At 60.6% G+C, this 21,302-nt stretch carries 22 protein-coding genes, 1 tRNA gene and 2 pseudogenes; 9 read left to right on the top strand and 16 right to left on the bottom strand.

What is annotated here, in order from left to right; all coding sequences use genetic code 11:
• The 9 genes and pseudogenes from P1P91_RS04455 to P1P91_RS04415 form a co-directional block, all read right to left on the bottom strand.
• The gene (locus P1P91_RS04455; protein WP_311884811.1) at positions 1-324 is read right to left on the bottom strand and encodes a hypothetical protein; all 324 of its coding nucleotides are present in this window, start codon (positions 322-324) and stop codon (positions 1-3) included.
• Positions 325-397: 73 nt separating this feature from the next.
• Complete coding sequence (locus P1P91_RS04450; protein WP_311884809.1) at positions 398-1,084, bottom strand: hypothetical protein; 687 nt, start codon at positions 1,082-1,084, stop codon at positions 398-400.
• Complete coding sequence (locus P1P91_RS04445) at positions 1,071-1,304, bottom strand: plasmid-related protein (RefSeq protein WP_311884807.1); 234 nt, start codon at positions 1,302-1,304, stop codon at positions 1,071-1,073. Before P1P91_RS04445 ends, P1P91_RS04450 begins: the two co-directional genes overlap by 14 nt.
• 367 nt (positions 1,305-1,671) lie before the next feature.
• On the bottom strand, positions 1,672-1,941 hold the full coding sequence (locus tag P1P91_RS04440) for a tyrosine-type recombinase/integrase (protein WP_311884805.1): 270 nt from the start codon (positions 1,939-1,941) through the stop codon (positions 1,672-1,674).
• A 37-nt stretch (positions 1,942-1,978) separates the two neighbouring features.
• A complete protein-coding gene (locus P1P91_RS04435) occupies positions 1,979-2,584 on the bottom strand; it encodes a hypothetical protein (protein ID WP_311884803.1) in 606 nt (201 codons plus the stop codon).
• 8 nt (positions 2,585-2,592) lie between these two features.
• Positions 2,593-3,270, bottom strand: a pseudogene (locus P1P91_RS04430) (IS30 family transposase); the annotation flags it as partial.
• A gap of 33 nt (positions 3,271-3,303) precedes the next feature.
• A protein-coding gene (locus P1P91_RS04425; protein ID WP_407650536.1) for an IS5 family transposase occupies positions 3,304-4,055 on the bottom strand; the annotation gives its coding sequence in 2 pieces (ribosomal slippage) (positions 3,304-3,740 and positions 3,740-4,055; 753 coding nt in all).
• Between the two features lie 64 nt (positions 4,056-4,119).
• A pseudogene (locus tag P1P91_RS04420) lies at positions 4,120-4,443 on the bottom strand (transposase); the annotation flags it as partial.
• A gap of 121 nt (positions 4,444-4,564) precedes the next feature.
• Positions 4,565-4,822, bottom strand: coding sequence for a tyrosine-type recombinase/integrase (locus tag P1P91_RS04415; protein WP_311884800.1), 258 nt, complete (start codon positions 4,820-4,822; stop codon positions 4,565-4,567).
• A gap of 60 nt (positions 4,823-4,882) precedes the next feature.
• Between P1P91_RS04415 and P1P91_RS04410 the strand changes: the two genes are divergently transcribed.
• Entirely contained in the window at positions 4,883-6,085 is a 1,203-nt protein-coding gene (locus tag P1P91_RS04410; protein ID WP_311883720.1) for an IS110 family RNA-guided transposase, read from the top strand.
• A gap of 238 nt (positions 6,086-6,323) precedes the next feature.
• On the opposite strand, the gene P1P91_RS04405 is transcribed toward P1P91_RS04410, so the two are convergent.
• Together P1P91_RS04405 and P1P91_RS04400 are read right to left on the bottom strand one after the other, a co-directional pair.
• Positions 6,324-7,190 (bottom strand): tyrosine-type recombinase/integrase, encoded by an 867-nt coding sequence (locus P1P91_RS04405; protein ID WP_311884798.1) that lies wholly within the window; start codon positions 7,188-7,190, stop codon positions 6,324-6,326.
• A gap of 97 nt (positions 7,191-7,287) precedes the next feature.
• A tRNA-Ile gene (locus P1P91_RS04400) sits at positions 7,288-7,363 on the bottom strand.
• Between the two features lie 134 nt (positions 7,364-7,497).
• On the opposite strand from P1P91_RS04400, the gene P1P91_RS04395 reads away from it, so the two are divergent.
• The 7 genes from P1P91_RS04395 to P1P91_RS04365 all read left to right on the top strand — a co-directional run bounded on the left by P1P91_RS04395 (position 7,498) and on the right by P1P91_RS04365 (position 15,101).
• Positions 7,498-8,055, top strand: a complete 558-nt coding sequence (locus P1P91_RS04395; RefSeq protein WP_311884797.1) for a hypothetical protein — start codon at positions 7,498-7,500, stop codon at positions 8,053-8,055.
• 261 nt (positions 8,056-8,316) lie between these two features.
• Positions 8,317-9,519, top strand: a complete 1,203-nt coding sequence (locus P1P91_RS04390; protein WP_311884796.1) for a quaternary amine ABC transporter ATP-binding protein — start codon at positions 8,317-8,319, stop codon at positions 9,517-9,519.
• Positions 9,519-10,340: an ABC transporter permease gene (locus tag P1P91_RS04385; protein ID WP_311885695.1), complete on the top strand. Its 822-nt coding sequence runs from the start codon at positions 9,519-9,521 to the stop codon at positions 10,338-10,340. The genes P1P91_RS04390 and P1P91_RS04385 overlap by 1 nt, the downstream gene beginning before the upstream one ends.
• A gap of 146 nt (positions 10,341-10,486) precedes the next feature.
• The gene (locus tag P1P91_RS04380) at positions 10,487-11,356 is read left to right on the top strand and encodes a glycine betaine ABC transporter substrate-binding protein (protein WP_311884795.1); all 870 of its coding nucleotides are present in this window, start codon (positions 10,487-10,489) and stop codon (positions 11,354-11,356) included.
• 86 nt (positions 11,357-11,442) lie between these two features.
• Positions 11,443-11,868: a universal stress protein gene (locus tag P1P91_RS04375; protein ID WP_311884793.1), complete on the top strand. Its 426-nt coding sequence runs from the start codon at positions 11,443-11,445 to the stop codon at positions 11,866-11,868.
• 152 nt (positions 11,869-12,020) lie between these two features.
• Complete coding sequence (locus tag P1P91_RS04370) at positions 12,021-13,661, top strand: BCCT family transporter (RefSeq protein WP_311884792.1); 1,641 nt, start codon at positions 12,021-12,023, stop codon at positions 13,659-13,661.
• Positions 13,662-13,784: 123 nt separating this feature from the next.
• A complete protein-coding gene (locus P1P91_RS04365) occupies positions 13,785-15,101 on the top strand; it encodes an IS4 family transposase (protein ID WP_311882673.1) in 1,317 nt (438 codons plus the stop codon).
• 63 nt (positions 15,102-15,164) lie between these two features.
• Here the strand turns inward: P1P91_RS04365 and P1P91_RS04360 are convergent, their stop codons facing one another.
• The 3 genes from P1P91_RS04360 to P1P91_RS04350 form a co-directional block, all read right to left on the bottom strand.
• On the bottom strand, positions 15,165-15,890 hold the full coding sequence (locus P1P91_RS04360) for a 3'-5' exonuclease (protein ID WP_311884791.1): 726 nt from the start codon (positions 15,888-15,890) through the stop codon (positions 15,165-15,167).
• The gene (locus P1P91_RS04355; protein ID WP_311884790.1) at positions 15,890-17,800 is read right to left on the bottom strand and encodes a DUF294 nucleotidyltransferase-like domain-containing protein; all 1,911 of its coding nucleotides are present in this window, start codon (positions 17,798-17,800) and stop codon (positions 15,890-15,892) included. The genes P1P91_RS04360 and P1P91_RS04355 overlap by 1 nt, the downstream gene beginning before the upstream one ends.
• A gap of 265 nt (positions 17,801-18,065) precedes the next feature.
• Positions 18,066-18,455, bottom strand: coding sequence for a DUF4168 domain-containing protein (locus P1P91_RS04350; RefSeq protein ID WP_311884788.1), 390 nt, complete (start codon positions 18,453-18,455; stop codon positions 18,066-18,068).
• Between the two features lie 162 nt (positions 18,456-18,617).
• Here P1P91_RS04350 and P1P91_RS04345 point away from each other — a divergent pair, with 162 nt between their 5' ends.
• Positions 18,618-19,544 (top strand): DMT family transporter, encoded by a 927-nt coding sequence (locus P1P91_RS04345; RefSeq protein WP_311884786.1) that lies wholly within the window; start codon positions 18,618-18,620, stop codon positions 19,542-19,544.
• Between the two features lie 64 nt (positions 19,545-19,608).
• Here P1P91_RS04345 and mtgA read toward each other — a convergent pair whose 3' ends face one another.
• Positions 19,609-20,331, bottom strand: a complete 723-nt coding sequence (gene mtgA, locus P1P91_RS04340) for a monofunctional biosynthetic peptidoglycan transglycosylase (RefSeq protein WP_311884784.1) — start codon at positions 20,329-20,331, stop codon at positions 19,609-19,611.
• 109 nt (positions 20,332-20,440) lie between these two features.
• Positions 20,441-21,292, bottom strand: coding sequence for an S-formylglutathione hydrolase (gene fghA / locus P1P91_RS04335; RefSeq protein ID WP_311884782.1), 852 nt, complete (start codon positions 21,290-21,292; stop codon positions 20,441-20,443).
• Positions 21,293-21,302: the final 10 nt, after the last annotated feature.

The following is a 21,302-nucleotide window of genomic DNA, read 5'->3' as shown; positions in this document are numbered from 1 at the left end:
TCAAACCTCCTTTTGACGATTCTGGCGGGTCGCCTTGGCCTCCAGACGCCGCTTCGTTCTCTGGAGCGTGAGCGACCGTTTTTCAAAATCCAGGCTTTTCAAGTCGATGGACTCCATCACCTCTTTCATCTCCTCGATGCAGGTGAAGAAATCCTCGGGAAGGATTTCCAACTCCTCGGTCAGAAAATCGCTTGCGTAGCCGGCGATGATCACCAGAGCTCGAATCTCGCTCTGGATGGCATGCTGTTCGACCGCGTGTGACCGGTACAGCCGCGACAGCCCACTATCGGTGTAGGCGGGTGTGATACCCTGTTTGTTAGCCATGGATGCCTCCTATGCAGGCAGTCGTGGTTAGGCGCGGTCGGGGCCATCACCCCCGTTCCGCGCCGCTTGAGTTCTATGTGCGAAGGGTTCTGCGCATTTCTTCTACTGCAGGAGCTCCAACCTTGTCGCTGCCGTAATTCCTGGCTATGAGGTCTGCTCTTTGCTGGCCCAATAACTCAGCCATCTCCGCCCGAGTTAATTGTGATTCGGACCCAAGATAACTCTTGGCCTTGGCCGCCTCGCTTTTATTTCTTGATGTACTCTGTGTTGTATTCTCTGTAATAGATTTGCCCTTTGGTCGAATCAAGGTTTGACCATCCTGATCACCAGATTGGCCAGAAGGGATAGTAGAATCGACCAAAGGGAAAAACTGGGAATTACAATCACTTCCAGAAGGCTCGTCGTCGAATTGCTCCGCCAGAAGCTCAAGCAAGCGCTCGCAGTTCACCCTATACCACATTTTTGCAGGTACATCTCTTCTTTCCTCTTCCAATACGCCAATTTCCACTAGCGATTTCCTAGCATTAGCCTGCTGCTTTGGAGACAGTCCTGTTTCTGACTCCCAGCTATCTCTGCCACGCTGATTTTTATAAAACCACCCGCCTCTTTCCTCCGCCTTGGTGTTACGCGTCCAGTAAAATGCTTGGCTGAGGAAAACTGCACCAGGAACTGAAACGCCGGGAAGGAGCGTGAATGCGGCATGATAAGCAACTACCCTACCCAGGATCTTCTGTACTACCGAGGGACTAACACGCGCCATATTCAGAAGGCTCCAAATCCAGAGCGTCTTTGACTTGGAGCGTCCGGAAATAGACACGACGCCCTACCTTCACCATCGTCGGCTTCAGCTTTCGAGAGACCTCAGTATCTGAATAAAGAGAAACTCGCACACCATCGGGCGAACGACCAAGAAGATCCGCCAGGTCTGTTATGCTCATCAGTAGGCCGAACCGACCAACAAGATAGTCTTCGACTTTCATGGCTAGCACTCCATCAATCACATATCGACGTAATCAATGCTAACCAAGCAAAGCCAAAGCTCAAGCACGCGCCTCTTGCATAGCAATCAATGCACTAGATATTGATGATCAAAGTGTATTATCTTGAAGAAAAGCCGCACTAAAAACACGAGACATTACAGCAACTTAAATAAATAACAAAATTTAACAAATTGCACAGACGCGAAGACAAGGAGCTCAAGCGGAGCAATAATAAGAATAATAATAGCATTATTATTCTTATTATTTCTGAAAGAAATCCTCCTTTTGGCAGGGTGCTCAACACTCCTTTTACCACCGGTGACAAAGCACCGGCATCCGCGCAGCAAACAATGGTCAAGAAGTTTGGCTATTGAATATGAATTCGGTCTAGCTTCGAGACAAGATCTTCTGCTCTCAGATGGGTATACCGTCGCAACATCTGCATCGACTTGTGACCGCTGATCGCGGCGACTTCCTGATCGGATAGCCCAGCTTCCACCAACCGACTCACGGCCTCATGGCGCAGCTCATGGAAGCGGAAGTCATCGAGTCCGGCCTTCTTCTTCGCCTGGTTCCAGAGCTTGGTGTAGGCATAGGGGCCGCGCTTACCGTCTCCGCTAGGTTCACCGAAGAACACCAGGTCACTTCACGCTTTCCTTAGCCTCAGCCAACTGTTAATCAATTTTCTCCCCCACCGCATTCTTCAGCTCTTTTCCACGAGTAGCTATCTTTTCTTGAAGAACGCGAGAATAGCTTGATATTTCATCTCCCGTTTTAATCACTTTGGACAAACTAGTTTCCCATACGCCTCTTTCATCTTTAATATCAGTTCGCAAAACGCTCTCTTGGTGCCCCCAGAAAACATTAGCTTGCCCATAAATCTTGCAGACAGAATCACTCATCTCAGGATAATAAATATCTGAAATGGCTTTAGCCTCATGAAGCCGATGACAGCTCTCTACATATCTATCCCGAAACTCATGGAGTTTCATGTTATTATCAGACTGCATATAACTCATAGTTAGAGATGTCTCTAGCGAAACTCTTGACAATATCGCATGCATTTTTCTTAACTCTTCTCTCTCAATGGCCACTTCTGCCATAACACGCTCATGCAGCAATCTATCTGATTGAAGAGCAACATCCTTTTGGGCAGTAATCTCAGCAATCCTTACCTGATTTCTAACTGTTATTTTTGTCGTTATGTATGCGGCAACCGCACCGATAACAGCTCCCAAGAAAACGTACATCTCCTTAGGTAGGGCGGTCTCAAGTTCCAAGTGCAACGCTATTGAAGGGTGCTCGGACCGGCGACGGATTTCTTGAGCACCTCGGCGTAAACTTCCAGCGGCGTTCGCCAGTCCAGTGTCTTGCGCGGCCGGGTGTTCAGTGAGTCAGCGATCTCGTCGAGTTCTTCCTGGCTGTAGACCGACAGATCCGTGCCCTTCGGCAGGTACTGCCGCAACAGCCCGTTGGTATTCTCATTGGAGCCTCGCTGCCATGGGCTATGCGGGTCAGCGAAGTAGATCGCCGTACCGGTTTTCTGAGTGATCTCGGCATGCTTCACCATCTCTCTGCCTTGGTCGTACGTCATGGACAGGCGCAGAGCTCGCGGCACCTCATTGAGCTTGTCGCTGAAGCCAACGGCCGCCGCGGTGGCCGTGGTGCCATCCATCTTCGCCAGGATCACCAAGCGCGTGGTGCGCTCCACCAGCGTACCGACGGCGGAGCGATTGTTGGCACCGATGATGAGATCGCCCTCCCAATGGCCAGGCATCAGGCGGTCTTCGATCTCAGGCGGCCGCATATGGATGCTAACGAGCTCGGGAATCTGCTGGCGTCGATCCTTGCCACGGCTACGTGGCCGACGCTTGCCGTTGCCCTGCCGCAGGCAGGCGATGAGCTCTTTCTTGAGGCTGCCACGGGGCATCACATAGAGCGCGTTGTAGATGGCCTCATGCGAGACCTGTCGACGTGATTCGTTAGGGGGCGTTAACAATTAGGCCAGCCATATGGCGGCTGACACGAGGCAGAGGAGTGACTGGTAGTTTCTTGCCAGTCGCTCATAGCGTGTAGATAACCGCCGGAACTTCTTGATTTTCTGAAAGAACCTCTCCACCAGATTGCGATCTTGGTAACAGTGCCAGTCTACTTCAATGCGCGCCAAACGATTCTTTTTCGGAGGAATCACCGGCTCGGCACCTGCGGCCTGAATCATGTCCCGCAGAGCAGTGGAGTCATACCCCTTGTCGCCCAGCACTGCTTGCGGGGAAAAACCTTCCAGTAGAGCGGGAGCAGCACCATACTCCGACGCCTGGCCCGGTGTGAGAACCAATCGTACTGGGTTACCTAACGCATCGACTGCGGCATGAATTTTGGTGCTCAATCCGCCTCGAGATTTGCCCATGGCTTCGACGTCTTGCGTGTTTTTTTTGACGCTCCATGCTGGTGCACCCTGACGATGCTACCGTCGATCATCAGCTGCTCTAGATCGGGATCGTCGGCTACTGTGTCAAAAATACGCTGCCAAACGCCCTTTCGTGACCAACGGTTATACCGCATGTAGACGGTGTGCCAGCGCCCAAAAGATTCGGGAAGATCACGCCACGGGGCGCCGGTCCGAGCGATCCAGAGCACGGCTTCCACGAACAGGCGATTGTCCTTGGCAGTTACCCCACAGTCTGAGGCTTTGCCGGGGAGCAGGTGCTCGATTCGCTCCCACTGATCATCGCGTAACTTCAACCGACTCATGGCCCATCAAAATCTATGAATACTAAATCAGTTTAAACGAAACTAATGATTGTTAACACACCCTAGGAGACATGCGCTTCAGTGTGCGGGCTATCTGTTCCGGTGACCAGTACTTGCGCAGCAGGTAGACCACCACCTCGAAGAGTTCCCCGTCGGGATGCAGCTTGGGACGCTGACGTGGCCGATGCCGCGTCAGGCGAGCCCGGTAGCCCGCCAAGCCGGCATCGTAGCCCTTGAGGGGGTCGACCGTGTGGCGAGCGAGTTCTCGCGACACGGTGCTCGGTGCACGGCCCAGATGAGTGGCGATGGATCGGATTGAATGAGTCGCTCGCATCATCATGATGGCGGCTCGGTCTTCAGCAGTGAGATGGCGATAGCAATGAGTCATGGCAACACCGTACCTGATGGGTCATGTGTTGCACTTGGTCATTGAGACCGCCTAGGTAGCCATCGTTTAATGAAACACCCAGCATTTTTCACTCTCCATGCAAGATTTAGAAAACTCGTAACTAATGATCCCTTATACGATCCAGTTTTATAACCAAGTCCTCCGCCCTCAGGTGGGTATACCGTCGCAGCATCTGCATCGACTTGTGGCCACTGATCGCGGCGACCTCCTGATCGGACAATCCGGCCTCCACCAACCGGCTGACAGCCTCATGGCGTAGGTCGTGAAACCGAAAGTCATCGAGCCCGGCCTTCTTCTTCGCCTGGTTCCAGAGCTTGGTGTAGGCGTAGACATCATGGATTGACCTGCCCCACCTCAACGTCGTGGGTTATGTTGAGGTAGGGCAACAACACAGAGCCACTATTGAGGGAGGCAGGTCATGAAACAGTCTAACGCAACTCAGCCAGCTATTGTCGAGCGCACTGTTGCCCAGCGGGTTAGTGCTGCCAGCAACGTCCACGCCGCTTATATTGGCCTGGACGTGCACAAGGCGAGTATCTCCGTGGCAATCGCCGAGGCCGGACGCCAAGCTCCCGAGTTCCGCGGCGAAATTCCGAACGAGCCTCAGGCCATCGATAAGCTGGTTCGTCAGTTGAGTCAGCGTTTCGATGGGCAGCCGCTGTTATTCAGCTACGAAGCTGGCCCCTGTGGCTACGGGGTCTATCACCAGATTCAGGCCAGCGGCCATGATTGCGAGGTCGTTGCCCCGACGCTGATTCCTCAGCGCGCAGGGGATCGCATCAAGACCGACCGTCGCGATGCCAAGATGCTGGCTCGCCTGTCGCGCTCAGGAGAGCTGACACCGGTCTGGGTGCCAACGCCGGAACAGGAGGCGATTCGCGATCTGACGCGTGCCCGGGAAGACATGAAAGCCGCTGAGCTCCGCGCCCGACAGCGACTCAACGCCTTCTTGTTGCGGCACAGCAAGATCTACCCCGGCAAGAGCAAGTGGATACCGGCACACTTCCGCTGGCTGGAGACGGTGCGCTTCGACACCCCGGTTCAGCAGGTTGTGTTGCAGGAGTACGTCGACAACGTGAAAGATGCCCAGCGCCGTGTGGCGGGTCTCGAAAAACAGATGAGAGCGGTGTTACCAAACTGGTCACTGGCTCCGGTGGTCGAGGCCGTTCAGGCGATGCGGGGCGTGAGCCTGATCACGGCGATGACGGTGCTGGCCGAGCTGGGTGACATCAGTCGCTTCGACTCGCCCCGCCAGCTGATGGCCTACCTGGGCCTGGTGCCCAGCGAGCACTCGAGCGGGGGCAGTCGGCGCCAGGGCGGCATCACCAAGACCGGCAACGGCCATGTGCGACGAGTGCTGGTGGAGGCGGCCTGGAGCTACCGGTTCCCGGCCCGCAAGACGCGCATTATTGAGCAGCGCGCCGAGAAGACCTCGCCAACGGTGCAGGCGATCGCCTGGGAGGCACAGAAGCGACTGTGCGGGCGCTACCGCCGCCTGGCTGCCACGGGCAAGGCCAAGCAGCAAGTCACCACGGCGGTGGCGCGAGAAATGGCCGGCTTCCTGTGGGCGATTGCCTGCGAAGCGATGGGCAAACCGCACGGCAGCCGGGCCACCGCATGATGATCGCGCCTCAGTGCCTACGATTCAGGGAGCGTCGGGCCGGTGGGAGAACCCCTGACGCTCCTATGAGGCCCCCGCCCTGCGGGGCGGGGTGACCCTCGCTCGTAGACCAGGGTAGCTCCGCGACGAAGTGATGACAGGTCGGTAACCAACCCACGAATACCAGAGAGATCCACCGTCGCTGATAGCCCCTCGCTTCCTGATCCGTAGGCATTGAGGACAATCACACGTAGCAGAGTCAACCGACCCCTTGACGGGTCAATCCATACCAGGGGCCGCGTTTGCCATCCTTTCCAGGCTCGCCAAAGAACACCAGGTCACATTCAAGCGGTCGCACCGGATTGTTCAGCGCCTGCTTGAACACCTCGGTGGCGGACTGGGTCAGCGGCACCAGGCGGGCTTCGTTGTTCTTGGTGTCCGTGAGGAGCACCACGCGGCGTTTCACGTCGACCTGGGAGCGAGTGAGGGTCAGGATCTCCGACGAGCGCATGCCCGTCTCCAGGGCGATTCTGGCGATCCAGGCCAGCATGGGATTGCTGTGCTGACGCAGCACCGTGAACAGCCGCTTCTCTTCGTCGGGGCTCAGGCGCCGATCGCGTCCTTCCCCGGGGCTGGGCTTGCGGATGTTCTGGACGGGGTTGTAGGTCAAGCCCAGGCCCCATTCCTGGATGGCCACGGTGTAGAGATGGCCCAGCAAGGCAAGCTCCAGGCGCACGGTGTTGGGGCTGATAGGCTGACCACGATGGCCAATGCTGTTCAGACGGGTGTCACGGAAGTTGGCGATCAGCTCCGGCGTCAGGGCCGCGAGGGAGTACTTGCCCAAGTGCTCAATCAGCGTGTTGGCCTTGTGGCGTTCGCTCTTCTGGGTGCTGGGCTTCTTGGTAGGGGTAACGTCGGCCAGGTAGCGCTTGAGCGCGACTTCGAGCGTCATACGCTCCGAGGCGCTGCGCTGGATATAGACACCGCGCACCATTTCGTCTTCGGTGCGGCGTGCCCAGTCCTGGGCATCTCGCTTGGTACGGAAGGTCTTGGCGGTGGTGGGCCAGCCGGTCTTGCGAATGACGGCTTTCCAGCTACCGGCAGGGGTCTTGACGATGGTGGCCATGAAAGTCTCCAGGGGACTGAAGGATCGGCACTGTACCGAAACTGTACCCTTGGACTATGGGACTCACCAGTCAAAATTCATAAGGTGCTGATTTCATTGGTGGGCCCAGCTGGACTCGAACCAGCGACCAAGGGATTATGAGTCCCCTGCTCTAACCACTGAGCTATAGGCCCTTTGCGCGGGGGCGTATGATACCGAATACGGTGGGGTGAGGCTAGTCATTCTCGCTCCGATAAACAGCGGACACAGGAGTCTGCCTATGTGGCATCACAGTCATCGCCGGGCCTGCTTGCTGGGTATCGCCTGTATGAGTATGGTACTGCCGGCTCAGGCAGAGTGGGCGCTGGCGCCATCGGCCTCCCAGGTCGGGGTCACGATCACCGAGCGTACGGCTTCGGATACGGTGGCTCACCGGCATCGGCTGCGCGGGCTTGACGGCCAGATCGCCGATGACGGTACGCTGCGCCTGCCGCTGCGGCTGAGCCAGCTTGAGGTGCTGGACCGCTTTGACGAGCTGCCGGCCTGGCTTGCCGGGCTGGCGGACAAGCCGCTACTCACACTGTCCGCCAACGTGGACACGAGCCGCCTGGATGCCCTGACGCCGGGCAGCGAGCTGGTGGAGAACGTGGTGTTTCAGGCCCAGGGGCAGCAGGCACCGGTGCGGCTACGCTTCAGCCGGCTGGATGAGGAAAGCATTCGCGTGACTCAGGCCGAGCCGCTGTCGCTGGATGCCCGGGAAGTGCGCAGCGATCCAGTGGGCCGCAGCGTGCTGGCCCTGCTGGGCTACGACGATATACGCAATGCCATTCCCGTGTCCCTGGATGCGCGATTGGTTCGCGTCGCCGAGTCGACCGCTCCGCCCTGAATTTTAGCCCTGGAGTCAGATGCACGACGGCTGGCCGGGATGAGACAGGCGCTAAGCGCAGCGTCCAACCACCGTTAGCCAGCCGTTGTGACAGGGTCGCGGCACCCATGTATAATAAACGATAATACTGTTTATGTATTGCACGCCTTTTTTCATTATGGTGCGCGGCGCCAGGCGGGCCGTCCGGTAGATTCCGGGGCGGTGCGCTAGGGCCGTGCCCTAATGAGGGCGTGTTGTCTTTTCACCAACCAGGCATCGCTGATGGACGACACACAAGACGTCAAAATAAAGGTGCGCGGGTTAAGCAAGGTTTTTGGCAAACACCCCAAAAGCGCCTTGGAACTGCGTGATCAAGGCTTCGGACGTCCCGAAATTCTCGAAAAAACCGGCCAGACGCTGGCGCTTTCCAACATCGACTTCGACGTGTATGAAGGTGAGCTGCTGGTCATCATGGGGCTCTCGGGCTCGGGTAAATCCACCCTGATTCGCTGCCTCAACCGCCTGATTGATATTACCGAAGGGGAAGTCGTCATTGACGACGAAAACATCCCCAAGCTTAGCGACAAGGCGCTGCTGGAATGCCGCCGCCGACACTTTTCCATGGTATTCCAGAACTTTGCTCTCTTCCCCCACCGTACGGTGCAGAAAAACGCCGAATTCGGCCTGGAAATTCGCGGCATCAGCAAATCCGAGCGACACAAGCTGGCACGAAACTCGCTACACCAGGTCGGCCTAGACGGCTGGGAAGACGCCTACCCCAATCAGCTTTCCGGCGGCATGCAGCAGCGTGTCGGCCTTGCCCGGGCGCTGGCCAACGACGCCAGCGTTCTGCTGATGGACGAAGCCTTCTCGGCGCTTGACCCGCTGATCCGCAAGGACATGCAGCAGGAGCTGATGCAGCTGCAGGCCGAAACCCAGAAAACCACGGTGTTCATTACCCACGACCTCGACGAGGCGCTCAACATCGGTGACCGCATCGTGTTGCTCAAGGGCGGCGAGATCGTTCAGATCGGCACTCCCGAAGAAATTCTTACCAACCCGGCAGATGACTATGTCCGCCGCTTTATCGAAGGCGTGGACATGTCGCGCATTCTGACCGCGGAAAGCGCCATGCGCCGGGTTCGCTCCACCGCTCGCAGCAGCGACGGGCCGCGCACGGCGCTGCACAAGATGCGCGAAAACAGCATCGATTCCATCTACGTCGTCGATCGCAACCGCAAGCTGCTTGGCCTGCTCGAGGTCGATGAGGCCAGCCGGGCCGTCGACCAGGGCGCCGACACCATCGCTGACTACATGACCCAGGACTTCCGTCGCGTTACGCCCGACGAGCCGATGCAGAACCTGTTTGCCTTGTTCACCGAGAAGAGCTTTCCCATCGCCGTGGTAGACGACGAGCAGCGCCTGCTGGGCGTTGTGGTGAAAGGCGCCGTCCTGGATGAACTCGCACGGGCAGGAGATCAATGATGGATATCGTACGCATCCCCCTCGGGGACTGGATCGAAGGCGGCCTGGACTGGCTGACCAGCGAATATTCCGTGGTCACCCGGAGCATCTCCCGGGTGACCCAAAGCGGCATCGACGGTCTCAACGATGCGCTGATGTGGCTCCCCGAATGGGGGCTGATGGCGATCATCGTGCTGCTGTGCTGGCGCGCCTCTTCCATCCGCCTGGGCATCGGCGCGGCCGTCGGCCTGGCGCTTATCTGGAACATGGGGCTCTGGTTCCCGATGATCGAAACGCTGACGCTGGTGGTGATCGCCACCCTGGTGGCGGTGATCATCGCGGTGCCGGTGGGAATCGCCGCGGCGCTTTCCGAGCGGCTTTACCGAGCGCTCATGCCGGTGCTGGACTTCATGCAGACCATGCCGGCGTTCGTCTACCTGATTCCGGCTATTCCGTTTTTCGGTATCGGCTCGGTCTCGGCGATCTTTGCCACGGTGATTTTCTCCATGCCGCCGGCCATTCGCTTTACCACCCTGGGCATCCGCCAGGTACCGGGCGACCTCATCGAAGCCGCCGATGCCTACGGCGCCACCCGCGGTCAGAAGCTGGTCAAGGTGCAGCTACCGCTTTCCCTGCCGACGCTGATGGCGGGTATCAACCAGACCATCATGCTGGCGCTTTCCATGGTGGTCATCGCCGCGATGATCGGCGCTGACGGCCTGGGTAGCGAAGTCTGGCGTGCGATCCAGCGTCTGCGCCCGGGCGACGGCTTCGAAGCCGGCATCGCCGTGGTGATTCTGGCCATGCTGCTGGACCGCCTGACCCAGTCGCTGCGCCGCTAAGCGTTATCGATGGCGATGCGCCCCGGCTTGCCAAGTCGCGACGGCCTTGCCATCCTGTACCGGAGTGATGCAACGAACACACTGCTGTATCACAAATCCAGGGCGCCGCTGAGCGGCGCCTGACTATCACCAAGGGAGCAACGCTAATGACAACATCAATGCTGACAAAACGCATTCGCGTAACTTCGCTTGCCCTGCTCGCCGGCGCAGGCCTGGCGGCCGGCAGCACCGTCCATGCCCAGGACAAGGGTACGGTCAACCTGTCCTACGTCGAGTGGGCCTCTACCGTCGCCTCCACCGAGGTCATGAAGGTCGTCCTCGAGCAGGCCGGCTACGACGTGGAAACCTCCTCGCTGTCTGCCGCGGCCATGTGGCAGTCCGTTGCGACCGGCGATACCGACGCTTTCCTCGCCGGCTGGCTGCCCGCCACCCACGAGGACTACTACGCCGAGCTCGAGGATGAGCTAAACGATCTCGGCCCCAACCTTGAGGGCGCCAAGCTCGGCATGGTGGTGCCCGAATACAGCGACGTCGACTCCATCGAAGACATGAACGATCACGTCGACAGCTTCAACGGCAAGATCACCGGCATCGATCCGGGCGCCGGCGTCATGCGCCTGACCGAAAAAACCATCGACGAATACGACCTGGACTACGACCTGGTCAGCGGCAGCGGCGCGACCATGACTGCCGCGCTCAAGTCCGCCATCGACAGCAACGAGGACATCGCCGTGACCGGCTGGACGCCGCACTGGATGCTGGCTCGCTGGGACCTCAAGTTCCTCGACGACCCCAAGGAAACCTACGGCGGCTCCGAAAAGATCCACACCATTGCCCGCCAGGGCCTTGAAGACGACATGCCCGGCGCCTATGCGATTCTGGACGCGTTCGAGTGGTCTTCGGACGACATGAACGAAGTCATGCTGATGCAGGAAGAAGGCAATGATCCCGCAGCGGCCGCTGAAGAGTGGGTAGAAAACAACCCGGACAAGGTCAACGAATGGCTTGACAACTAAGGTCGGGCCCGATGCTGAAACAGCCACGCCTCGACGTGGCTGTTTTTATGCCTTGCATCTTTCTCAAGCCGGCAAAGGAGTCGTGTATGTTTGATCACATCATGGTGCCAATCGACCTTGGGTACGTGGAAACCCTGGAACCGGCGCTGGCCAAGGTGGCCGACCTGGCGCGCCACTACAACGCCACCATCACCTACGTGGGCGTGACGTCCAACTCGCCCAACAGCGTGGCCCGCACGCCGGAAGAATACCAGCAAAAGCTCGAAGCCTTTGCCCAAAAGCGCCACGCGGCTCACGGCCGCCCGGTCGCGGCGAAGGTCTACCGCTCCACCGACCCCATCGCCAACCTGGATGACCTGCTGCTCCAGGCCGTTGACGACGTCGGCGCGGATCTGGTCATCATGGCCACCCATCTGCCCCGCTCGCTGGATATCGTTCTGCCGGCCCACGGCGGCACCCTGGCATCGCGCACGTCCGCATCGGTCTTTCTGCTGCGCCACGACCAGGGCTGAGCGGAGCAGCTGCCCGACTGCCGGGCCTGCACCATCATGCATTGATATATCCATCGTCGCGCCTGAGGCGTTTGTAACGCTCTCGCAAGGAGCGCTTGCGTATAGAGCACTGGGGCGACGCACTTCCTGTTCACTTTGAAGGAAAATCGCTTATGGCCAACAAAGAAACGCCGGAGGCGTCAGAGCAAAGCGCCTCGGAAGGTATTCCCGCACCGGAGGGGGCGGCTAACCTGATCGACACCGATTATGTGATCGGCCAGGACAACATTGCCACCAGCCGGTTTGGTGTCCCCATCGACCTGCACAGCGTGGTGTTCACCGTCTCCTCGCTGGTGATCTTGCTGTTTGTGATCATCACCCTGGCGCTGCAGGATCAGGTCGCGCCGATGTTCACCGGCACCTTTGACTATTTGACCGGCAACCTGAGCTGGGTGTTTCTGGTTGGCGGCAACGTCTTTGTCCTGGTGGCCCTGGGGCTTGTGCTGTCGCCGCTGGGCAAGGTGCGCATCGGCGGTGCCAAGGCCACGCCCGACTTCAGCTATGCGGGCTGGTTTGCCATGCTGTTTGCCGCGGGCATGGGCATCGGCCTGATGTTCTACGGCGTGGGCGAGCCGCTGTCCCACTTCGGCACGGCGATGAGCGGCGCGGACGCGGCCCCGCTGGGCGGTGCCGAGGGTAACGCTGAGGCCTCGGCGACGCTGGCCATGGCGTCGACCATCTACCACTGGGGCCTCCACCCCTGGGGTGCCTATGCCATCGTCGGCCTGTCCCTTGCCATCTTCGCCTTCAACAAGGGGCTGCCGCTGACCATGCGCTCGATCTTCTACCCGATCCTCGGGGAGCGCATCTGGGGCTGGCCGGGCCACATCATCGATACGCTGGCCGTGTTTGCCACGCTGTTCGGGCTTGCCACCTCGCTGGGGCTGGGCGCCACCCAGGCCTCAACCGGCCTTAACTACCTCTTCAATATCCCCAACACCAACACCACCATGGTGGTGCTGATTCTCGGCATTACCGCCGTGGCGCTGGGCTCCGTGGTGGCCGGCGTGGACAAGGGCGTACAGCGCCTGTCCCAGCTCAACATGACGCTGGCCTTCCTGCTGCTGGTGTTCGTAATCGTCGTGGGGCCGACCCTTGCCATTGCTACCGGCTTTTTCAGCAACCTCGGCGCTTACGCGATGAACCTGCCGGCGCTGGCCAACCCCTTCGGCCGTGAGGACGCCGCCTTTGTGCACAGCTGGACGGCCTTCTACTGGGCCTGGTGGATTTCCTGGTCGCCCTTTGTCGGCATGTTTATCGCCCGGGTCAGCCGCGGCCGCAGCGTGCGCGAGTTTCTGATCGCCGTGCTGCTGGTGCCCATGCTGGTGTCCGTGCTGTGGATGACCGCCTTTGGCGGCACGGCCATTGATCAGGTCATTACCCAGGGTATCTCCAGCGTGCAGGACGCCGAACTGGACCTGCAGCTGTTTGCCATGCTCGGCGAGCTGCCGCTGTCCGCCATTACGTCCTTCGTCGGTATCGTGCTTGTCATCGTCTTCTTCGTGACCTCGTCGGACTCCGGCTCGCTGGTCATCGATTCGATCACCGCCGGCGGCAAGGTGGATGCGCCCAAGCCCCAGCGCATGTTCTGGGCCATCATCGAGGGCGGCATTGCCATTGCGCTGCTGCTGGGTGGCGGCCTGAGCGCGCTGCAGGCGGCGTCGGTTTCCACCGGCCTGCCGTTTACCGTGGTGCTGCTGTTCGGCTGCTACGGCCTGATCAAGGCACTGATGAGCGAGCCGCGCACCGTATAATCAAGGCAGCGTGCAAGAAAGCAAAAAAGGCAGCCTGAGAGCTAATGCCAGTCAGTTAAGCCTGTTCTCAATAAGTTGATCATGAGACCTTCCCGTGTCAGGCACACTGACACGGGAAGGTCCATGCATTTCAGCGACGCTATTGATGCCATCGCCAAGTCGGTACCCGACGATTTCTCCAGCCTCTCCGAGGTGCTCTCCCCTGAACTGATCGACACCTGTCTTGAAGAAGCCGGCGTGGCCACACTGCGCAAGCGTCGCCTGCCGTTGGACATGGTGGTCTGGGCGGTTGTCGGGATGGCCTTGTTTCGGCATATCCCGATGGGGCAGATCGTCAATCACCTCGACATCATGCTGCCCGGCAAGCGTCCCTTCGTCGCGCCCAGTGCCGTGGTGCAGGCACGTCAACGGCTTGGAGTGGAGCCCGTCAAGCGCGTCTTCGAGCAGACCCAGGCCCTGTGGCATCAGCAGACCCCTCACCCCCACTGGAGTGGTCTGACGTTACTGGGCGTTGATGGTGTGGTCTGGCGTACTCCTGACTCTCCCGAGAATCAGGCAGCCTTTGCGCGCACGCGCAATGCTCAGGGGGAGGCGAGCTATCCGCAGATTCGCATGGTGTGCCAGATGGAGCTGACCAGCCACCTGCTGACGGGATCCGCCTTCGACAGTGTCGCGAGCAGTGAAATGGAGCTGACCACTCAGCTCATCGGCAGCACCCCGGATCACTCCCTGACGCTGTTTGATCGTGGGTTCTACTCACTGGGTTTGCTGCATGCCTGGCAGAGCGCCGGCGAGCAGCGGCATTGGCTGATTCCTCTAAAGAAGGGAACACAGTATCAGGAAGAGCGCTCACTAGGCCGGCAGGATCGCCTGGTGACCCTGTCGACGTCACCTCAGGCGCGCAAGAAGTGGCCAGCCTTGCCGCCGACGATGACGGCGCGGCTGTTACGCCGCAAGGTGAACGGCAAGGAAGTGCAGATCCTGACCTCGATGACCGACCCGCTGCGCTTTCCGGCGGCGGATATCGTCGATCTCTACAGCCACCGCTGGGAAATCGAACTGGGCTACCGGGAAATGAAGCAATCTCTGCTGGGTAACCGCCTGACACTGCGTAGCCGCACCCCGGAGATGGTCTTTCAGGAGCTCTGGGGCACGTTGTTAGCCTATAACCTGATCCGCTTCCAGATGGCTCGCATGGCCTATAGCCTGGATGCCGTGCATCCCAATCAGCTCAGCTTCCATCAGGCTGCTCACTGGCTCATCAAGGAGTTAACGATCCTGCCCTGGGTCTCGCCAGGACGCGTGCCCGGCGTGGTTCAGTCGATGCTGGACATGGCACCTTCCTTCGTCCTGCCTGAACGACGCGAACGATCTTATCCTCGCTCAGTCAGGCGGCGACCACAGAAATACCCCACTAAGAAAAATGCCAGTCAGCGTTAACTGACTGGCATTACAGCCTGAGAGCTGCCTTTTTTGTGCCTGGCCGTTGGCTCGGCGCCGGCGTCAGCACCACAGATCGCCCAGCGGCGTCTCCGGACGATAGTGGGTGGCCACCTGCGCTTGCAGCAGCTCGGCGGTGGCCAGGGCATCCACCAGCGCGTGGTGGCCCTGATAGAGGGGCAGATGGTAGCGGGAGCGGCTGGCATTCAGCCGAATGGACACCGGCGAGCGGCCCAGCCAGCGGCGAAAACGGGCCCACCAGGTCTGGCGGTACAGCCGTGCCTCCAGCGACATGGTATCGATCATGGGAAACATGACCCCCTCCCCCCGGCGAGCGCGCACGGCGGCCTCCAGAAAGGGGCGTTCGATGTTGCGAAAGTGCACCACCACGATTCGCCCGGCGATGAGCGACAAAAGTTCGTTGATGATGGCGTCGAAATCCGGCGCGCCGGCAATTTCCGAGTGGGTGATGTGATGGTGGGTGATGGACGAGGCAAAAAGCGTCCGGGGCGGTTTCACCACCCAGTAGCGCCGCCGGGCCGGGGTAATGCGCGCCAGCGTAAAGGGCACTACGCCCAGGCTGACAATGGCATGGCGGCGCTCGTCCAGACCGGTGGTTTCCATGTCCAGCGCCGCCATCGGCACGTCGGTTATCGGCGTGTCCCACGACGGCAGCGGCGTGGCGAAATAGCGCTTGACGGCGGCGTCCCGGGCCGCATCGGCTCGGGCGCGCATGTAGGCAGCCCAATCGTCTCGAACGGTTTTCTGACGCGGCCGAATCGGCAGCATCAGCGCCGCTCCGTTTGCCCGCCGGCCATGGGATAGCGGAACTTGAGAAACTTCTGGGCGTTGCTCAGCACCTGGAAGGCGTCTTTCAGCGTGTGGCGCTCGCTGCTTTCGACGTTTTCCGGCTCGATGTTGTTATCCGGGTTGCGGTTCTTGTCAATGTCGATGGCCTGATGGCGCAGTCGCGACATGCACAGAAACTCGAAGGCATAGCGCAGCTTGTCGCTCACGCCCGAGGCCAGAAGCCGAGTCTGATGGATATCGTCAAGCCGCTCGAAGGTGTTCTGGGCGCTTGAGCCGCAGGCCAGGGCGTGGATGCGGATCAGATCCACCATGGGCGCCGTGCCGCGGCGCTTGAGGTTGATGGAGTTGTTGTGCTTGCCGTCCTTCTCCATCACGATCGTGCGGAAAAAGCCCAGCGGCGGCGTGCGGTTCAGGGCGTTGCGCGCCATGGCCGCGAGGAACCGCGACGAGCGCGGCGCCTGCTCCGTTATCAGGTCCTGCAGCTGCTCGACCAGCCCCGCCTCGCCGTAGGCGCTGTCCAGGTCGAAAAAGATCGAGCTGTGCAGCAGGGTCTCGGGCGTGGGCTCGTTGATCCACTCCCGAAAATAGCCTTTCCAGACGTCCAGCGGCTGGCGCCAGCGGGCGTTGGTGGCCATGATATCGCCCTTGCAATAGGTGTAGCCGCAGGCGTCCAGCCCGTCGCTGACGAAGGTCGCCAGCCGGCGAAAGTAGTCGTCGTGCTCTTCCGGATCAAAGGCGTTATCGAGCACCAGGGCGTTATCCTGATCGGTGACGATACCCTGCTCGTTGCGCGCCATGGAGCCGTTGACCATGAACGCATAGGGCACCGGCGGCGGGCCCAGCGACTCTTCGGCCAGCTCGCACAGCCGGCGGGTGAAACTGCGCCCGATGGTGGAAAGCGCGGTGCCGATCATCTGCGAATTGGCGCCCTCTCGCACCATCCGCACAAAGGCCGCGCGCACGTCCGGCGCCAGCCGCGCCAACCCTTCCACGCTCAGGCGGCTGAAAATGTTGCTCACCAGGTAGAGCCCGCTGTGGGTTTCGTAGCGGATGATGTCGGACAGATGGACGATCCCCAGGGGCCGCTGGCGGTGGAGCACCGGCAGGTGATGCACGTTGTTGCGCAGCATGGCCAGCATGGCTTCGTAGATCGAGACGTCCGCCTGCACGCTGATCAGCGCCCGGGAGACCACGTCGCCTATCGCCGTCTGCGCCGGCAGCCCCTGCGCGACGATGCGGGTACGAAAGTCGCTGTTGGTCATGATGCCGCGAATCCGGCACATCTCGTGGCCGTTGTGAAAGCAGCGCTGCGTGTCTTCGCTGCACGGCTCGGTGACCAGCAGCGCCGACGCCTGATCCTCGCTCATCTTGAGAGCCGCGTTTTGCACGCTGGTCTCCACGCCGACCATGACCGGCGCGCGCGACAAAAGGCGCCGTATCCGGGTGACCATCATGTCGTTGGCTTCGCGCTGCTCTTCGGCCGCGGTCTCGAGCCGCGGGCGCTCCAGCTCGACAAAGTCGGCAAAGTGCTCATCGGCGTCGCACAGCCGCTGAAAGACGGCGTCGGGGATGAAATAGATCAGCGTGTCTTCAATGGCCCTGGCCGGAAACCTCACCACGTGATCGCGCAGCAGATGAAAGTGGCCGAAGATGTCGCCTTCGCCCAGGCGGTTATACAGATCGCCCTGACGGCGATAGACCTCGACCGCGCCGCTGCGTATATAGCAGAACTCGTCGACGTCGGCATTCAGCAGCAGTATATCGCTGCCCGTCTTGAAGTAGCGCACCTCGATGTGCCCCGCCAGGTCTTCCAGAAGGGCTTCGCTCAGCGCATCAAAGGGCGGGAACTGGCTCATGTGCTGGCGAATTTCCATCAGCTCGGCGTCCATACTGCCTCCTGAGCGTTATCGATGACGGCATGGGCTTATTCTGGAACGCCTTTCGACCCCGGTAAAGCGCGGCGGGGAAAGCCCACAAAAAAATCCCGGCGCAAAACGCCGGGACGGTTCATGCCCTGCCGAAGGCAAAGCCTTGGGGGAGGCCTTCACGGCGCGAGGGGCGCCGGTTGAGCTTTGCCGCTGCGCTAACGTACCGGCGACTTGTCGCCTGTGGTAACGTGGCAGCCGGCTAATCGCGTCGAGGCGCCGGCAGGCCTCAGGACTGTCCGGCCATCTCCTGGACGCGCTGCATCATTTCCGGATCCTGCTGGATCGCCTGGCCAATGGCGTTGAAGGTATCGACGTCCAGACCGCTGTTCTCGACGATCTCGATCATTTTTTCGTTGGCTTCAGCACGAACTTCCTGCTGTGATTCTTCGTCTTCAGCCGACTGCAGACGCTCGGTATACTCTTGGGAGACAACGGCGATTTCCTGGGAGGCATCGGCGAACTGCTGCAGCTCCTGATCGCTGAAGTTCTGTGCCTGCGCTTCGGCGCTGGGCGCCTGGCTCTGGGCAGTATCCGCGGACTGTTGCGCCTGGACGGTGCCCGCCATCAGACCGGTGGCAAGCAGGGCTGCGGAGAACAAGGCAGTAAAACGTGGCATGAAACAAAACCTCATGGATGCATGTTGAATGTGTCCCTGTGACGGCGCTTTATCGCACAGGTTCCCACTTTCATGTTTCGAAATGTAATAAAGCCGCTCATCACCGTGCCGGACAGGCGTAAGCCGGCCGCCGGCCCCTCTTATTCTGGAGCAACGCGCGACATGATCCACCCTTCCCTGCGCCGGCCCGGCGCGCTTGGCCTGGCCGCCATGCCGGGACTGTTCGTGCTGCTGTGGAGCACGGGCTTCATCGGCGCCAAGTTCGGGCTGCCCTACGCCGAGCCGTTCACCTTTCTGTGGCTACGCTGCGCCTTTACGCTCCTTGCTCTGGTGCCGCTGGTGCTGGTCATGCGCATGCCCTGGCCGTCGGGCGCTGGGCTTTGGGGACACGTCGCCGTCTCCGGCCTGCTGGTCCACGGCGCCTATCTGGCCGGGGTGTTCTACAGCATCGAGCTTGGCATGCCCGCCGGGCTCACGGCCCTGCTGGTGGGCCTGCAGCCGCTGCTGACGGCGGCCTGCGCCGGGCCGCTTTTGGGCGAACGGCTGGGCAGGCTGCAGTGGCTGGGGCTGGCCCTGGGGCTGGTCGGTATCACGCTGGTGCTGGGCAGCAAGCTCGACTTCAGCGACTCGCTGTTTCAGGGCTTTGGTCTGGGCGCGCTGGCAAGCGTCACCGTCGCGCTGCTGGGCATTTCCCTGGGCACGCTTTACCAGAAGCGCTTTTGCACTCACATGCCGCTGCTCTCGGGCGCGGTCATCCAGTACCTGGCCGCGGGCGCCCTTTTCACACTGGGGGCTGGGCTGTTCGAAACGCGCCAGGTCACCTGGACGCCCACCTTCATCCTGACCCTTGGCTGGCTGGTGCTGATTTTATCCATCGCCGCGATCCTGCTGCTGCTCGCACTGATCAAAAAAGGGGCCGCGTCGCGGGTGGCTAGCCTGTTTTATCTGGTCCCGCCGGTGACCGCGCTGGAAGCCTGGTGGCTGTTCGACGAGCGCCTGCCCTGGTCGGGCCTTGCGGGCATGGCCGTTGCCATCGGCGGCGTGGTGCTGGTAGCCCGCACGGCACCCGCCGCCGGCAAACGCGGCTAACCCCGACAGCCGGCCGCCGCGCTGCCAAGGGCGAGTCACAGACTCATACGCACCAGGGGGAAAGCTACGGCTGGGTCAGGCGCTCGAGATAGCCGGTACCGCCGAGATTGCCCATCTGCCGGCGAATCCAGCGGCTGCGCTGGGCCACGTCCGGTGAGGGGGTAGCCGCGCTGCGGGTCAGCGGGCTTGGCAGAATCGCCGCCAAAAGGCTTGCCTGGCGGACGTCGAGCCGGCTTGCCGACACGCCGAAGTAGTGCTGCGCGGCGGCTTCCAGCCCGAACACGCCGCGGTCCCATTCGGCGACGTTGAGATAGACGTCGAGAATGCGCTGCTTGCCCCACAAAAGCTCGATGAGCAGAGTAAACCAGGCCTCGAGCCCTTTGCGCAGCCAGCTGCGCCCGCTCCACAGAAACACGTTCTTGGCGGTCTGCTGGCTAAGGGTGCTGGCACCGCGCAGACGCTCGCCGTTGAGCCGGGCAGCCAGCGCCCGACGCAGCTCGATAAAGTCAAACCCGCCGTGGCGCGGAAAGCGCTGATCTTCGGCGGCGATCACCGCGATGCGCGCCGTATCGCTGAGTGCGCTGCGGCCGCGCCAGCGGTAGTCGATGGAGAGCGGCTCGTGCGCTAACCAGCTTTGCACCTTGCGCTCGACCATCACCATCGAGCCCGGCAGCGGCACCACGCGAAACACCAGCACCGCCGCCAACGAAAGCAGCACCACGGCCAGCGCCAGCCGCCAGGCAAGGCGCCACAGGCGGCGCAAAAGCCCTTTTGAATGGCGACGCAAGACGCCGCCGCGGCGAGGCGTTGCCCCTTTCCGCGGCGGCACTGAGCGGCGCTTGTGACCGGGCTTTTTGGCCGCGGAGGGCGCCTGGGGTTTGCGAGCTTTGCGAGGTTTATTTATACAGCTGCTCGGCGTGGTAGCGCAGGTGGTCTTCAATGAACGAGGCAATGAAGAAGTAGCTGTGGTCATAGCCCGGCTGGCGGCGCAGCGTCAGCGGATGGTCGTGCTTTTGGCACACCGCTTCCAGGTTCTCGGGCTTGAGCTGCTCTTCCAGAAACTGGTCGGCCTCGCCCTGATCGATGAACAGCCGCTGGCGCGAAGCGCCGTTGGCCACCAGTTCGCAGGCGTCGTACTGGCGCCAGCGTGAAACGTCATCGCCCAGGTAGTGGGTAAATGCCTTTTGCCCCCAAGGGCAGTCCATCGGGTTGACCATCGGCGAAAACGCCGAGACCGAGCAAAAGCGGCCGGGATGGCGCAGGGCCAGCATCAAGGCGCCGTGCCCGCCCATGGAATGGCCGCTGATGGATTCGCGCCCGTTCACCGGGAACTGCAGGCGCATCACGGACGGCAGCTCCTCCACCAAGTAATCATACATGTGATAGTGGGCTTTCCACGGCTGCTGGGTGGCGTTGACGTAAAAGCCGGCGCCCGAGCCCAGGTCGTAGCTGTCATGCTCGCCGGGGAGGTCGGTGCCCCGCGGGCTGGTGTCCGGGCAGACAATGGCCACGCCAAGCTCCGCCGCCATCCGGTGAGCGCCGGCTTTCTGCATGAAGTTCTCGTCGTTGCAGGTCAGCCCCGACAGCCACCACAAAAGCGGCACTCGGCCCTCCTCGGCCTGGGGCGGCAGATAGACGGCAAAGATCATGTCGCAATCAAGCGCCCTCGAGTAGTGGCGATAGCGCCTGTGCCAGCCGCCGAAACTACGATTTTCCGACACTAACTCCAAGGTTTCACTCATGCTCATGGCAGGCTCC

Origin of the sequence: Halomonas piscis (assembly GCF_031886125.1) — a bacterium.
In the GTDB taxonomy this organism is placed as follows: domain Bacteria; phylum Pseudomonadota; class Gammaproteobacteria; order Pseudomonadales; family Halomonadaceae; genus Vreelandella; species Vreelandella piscis.
This window is presented reverse-complemented; position numbering and strand designations above follow the sequence as displayed.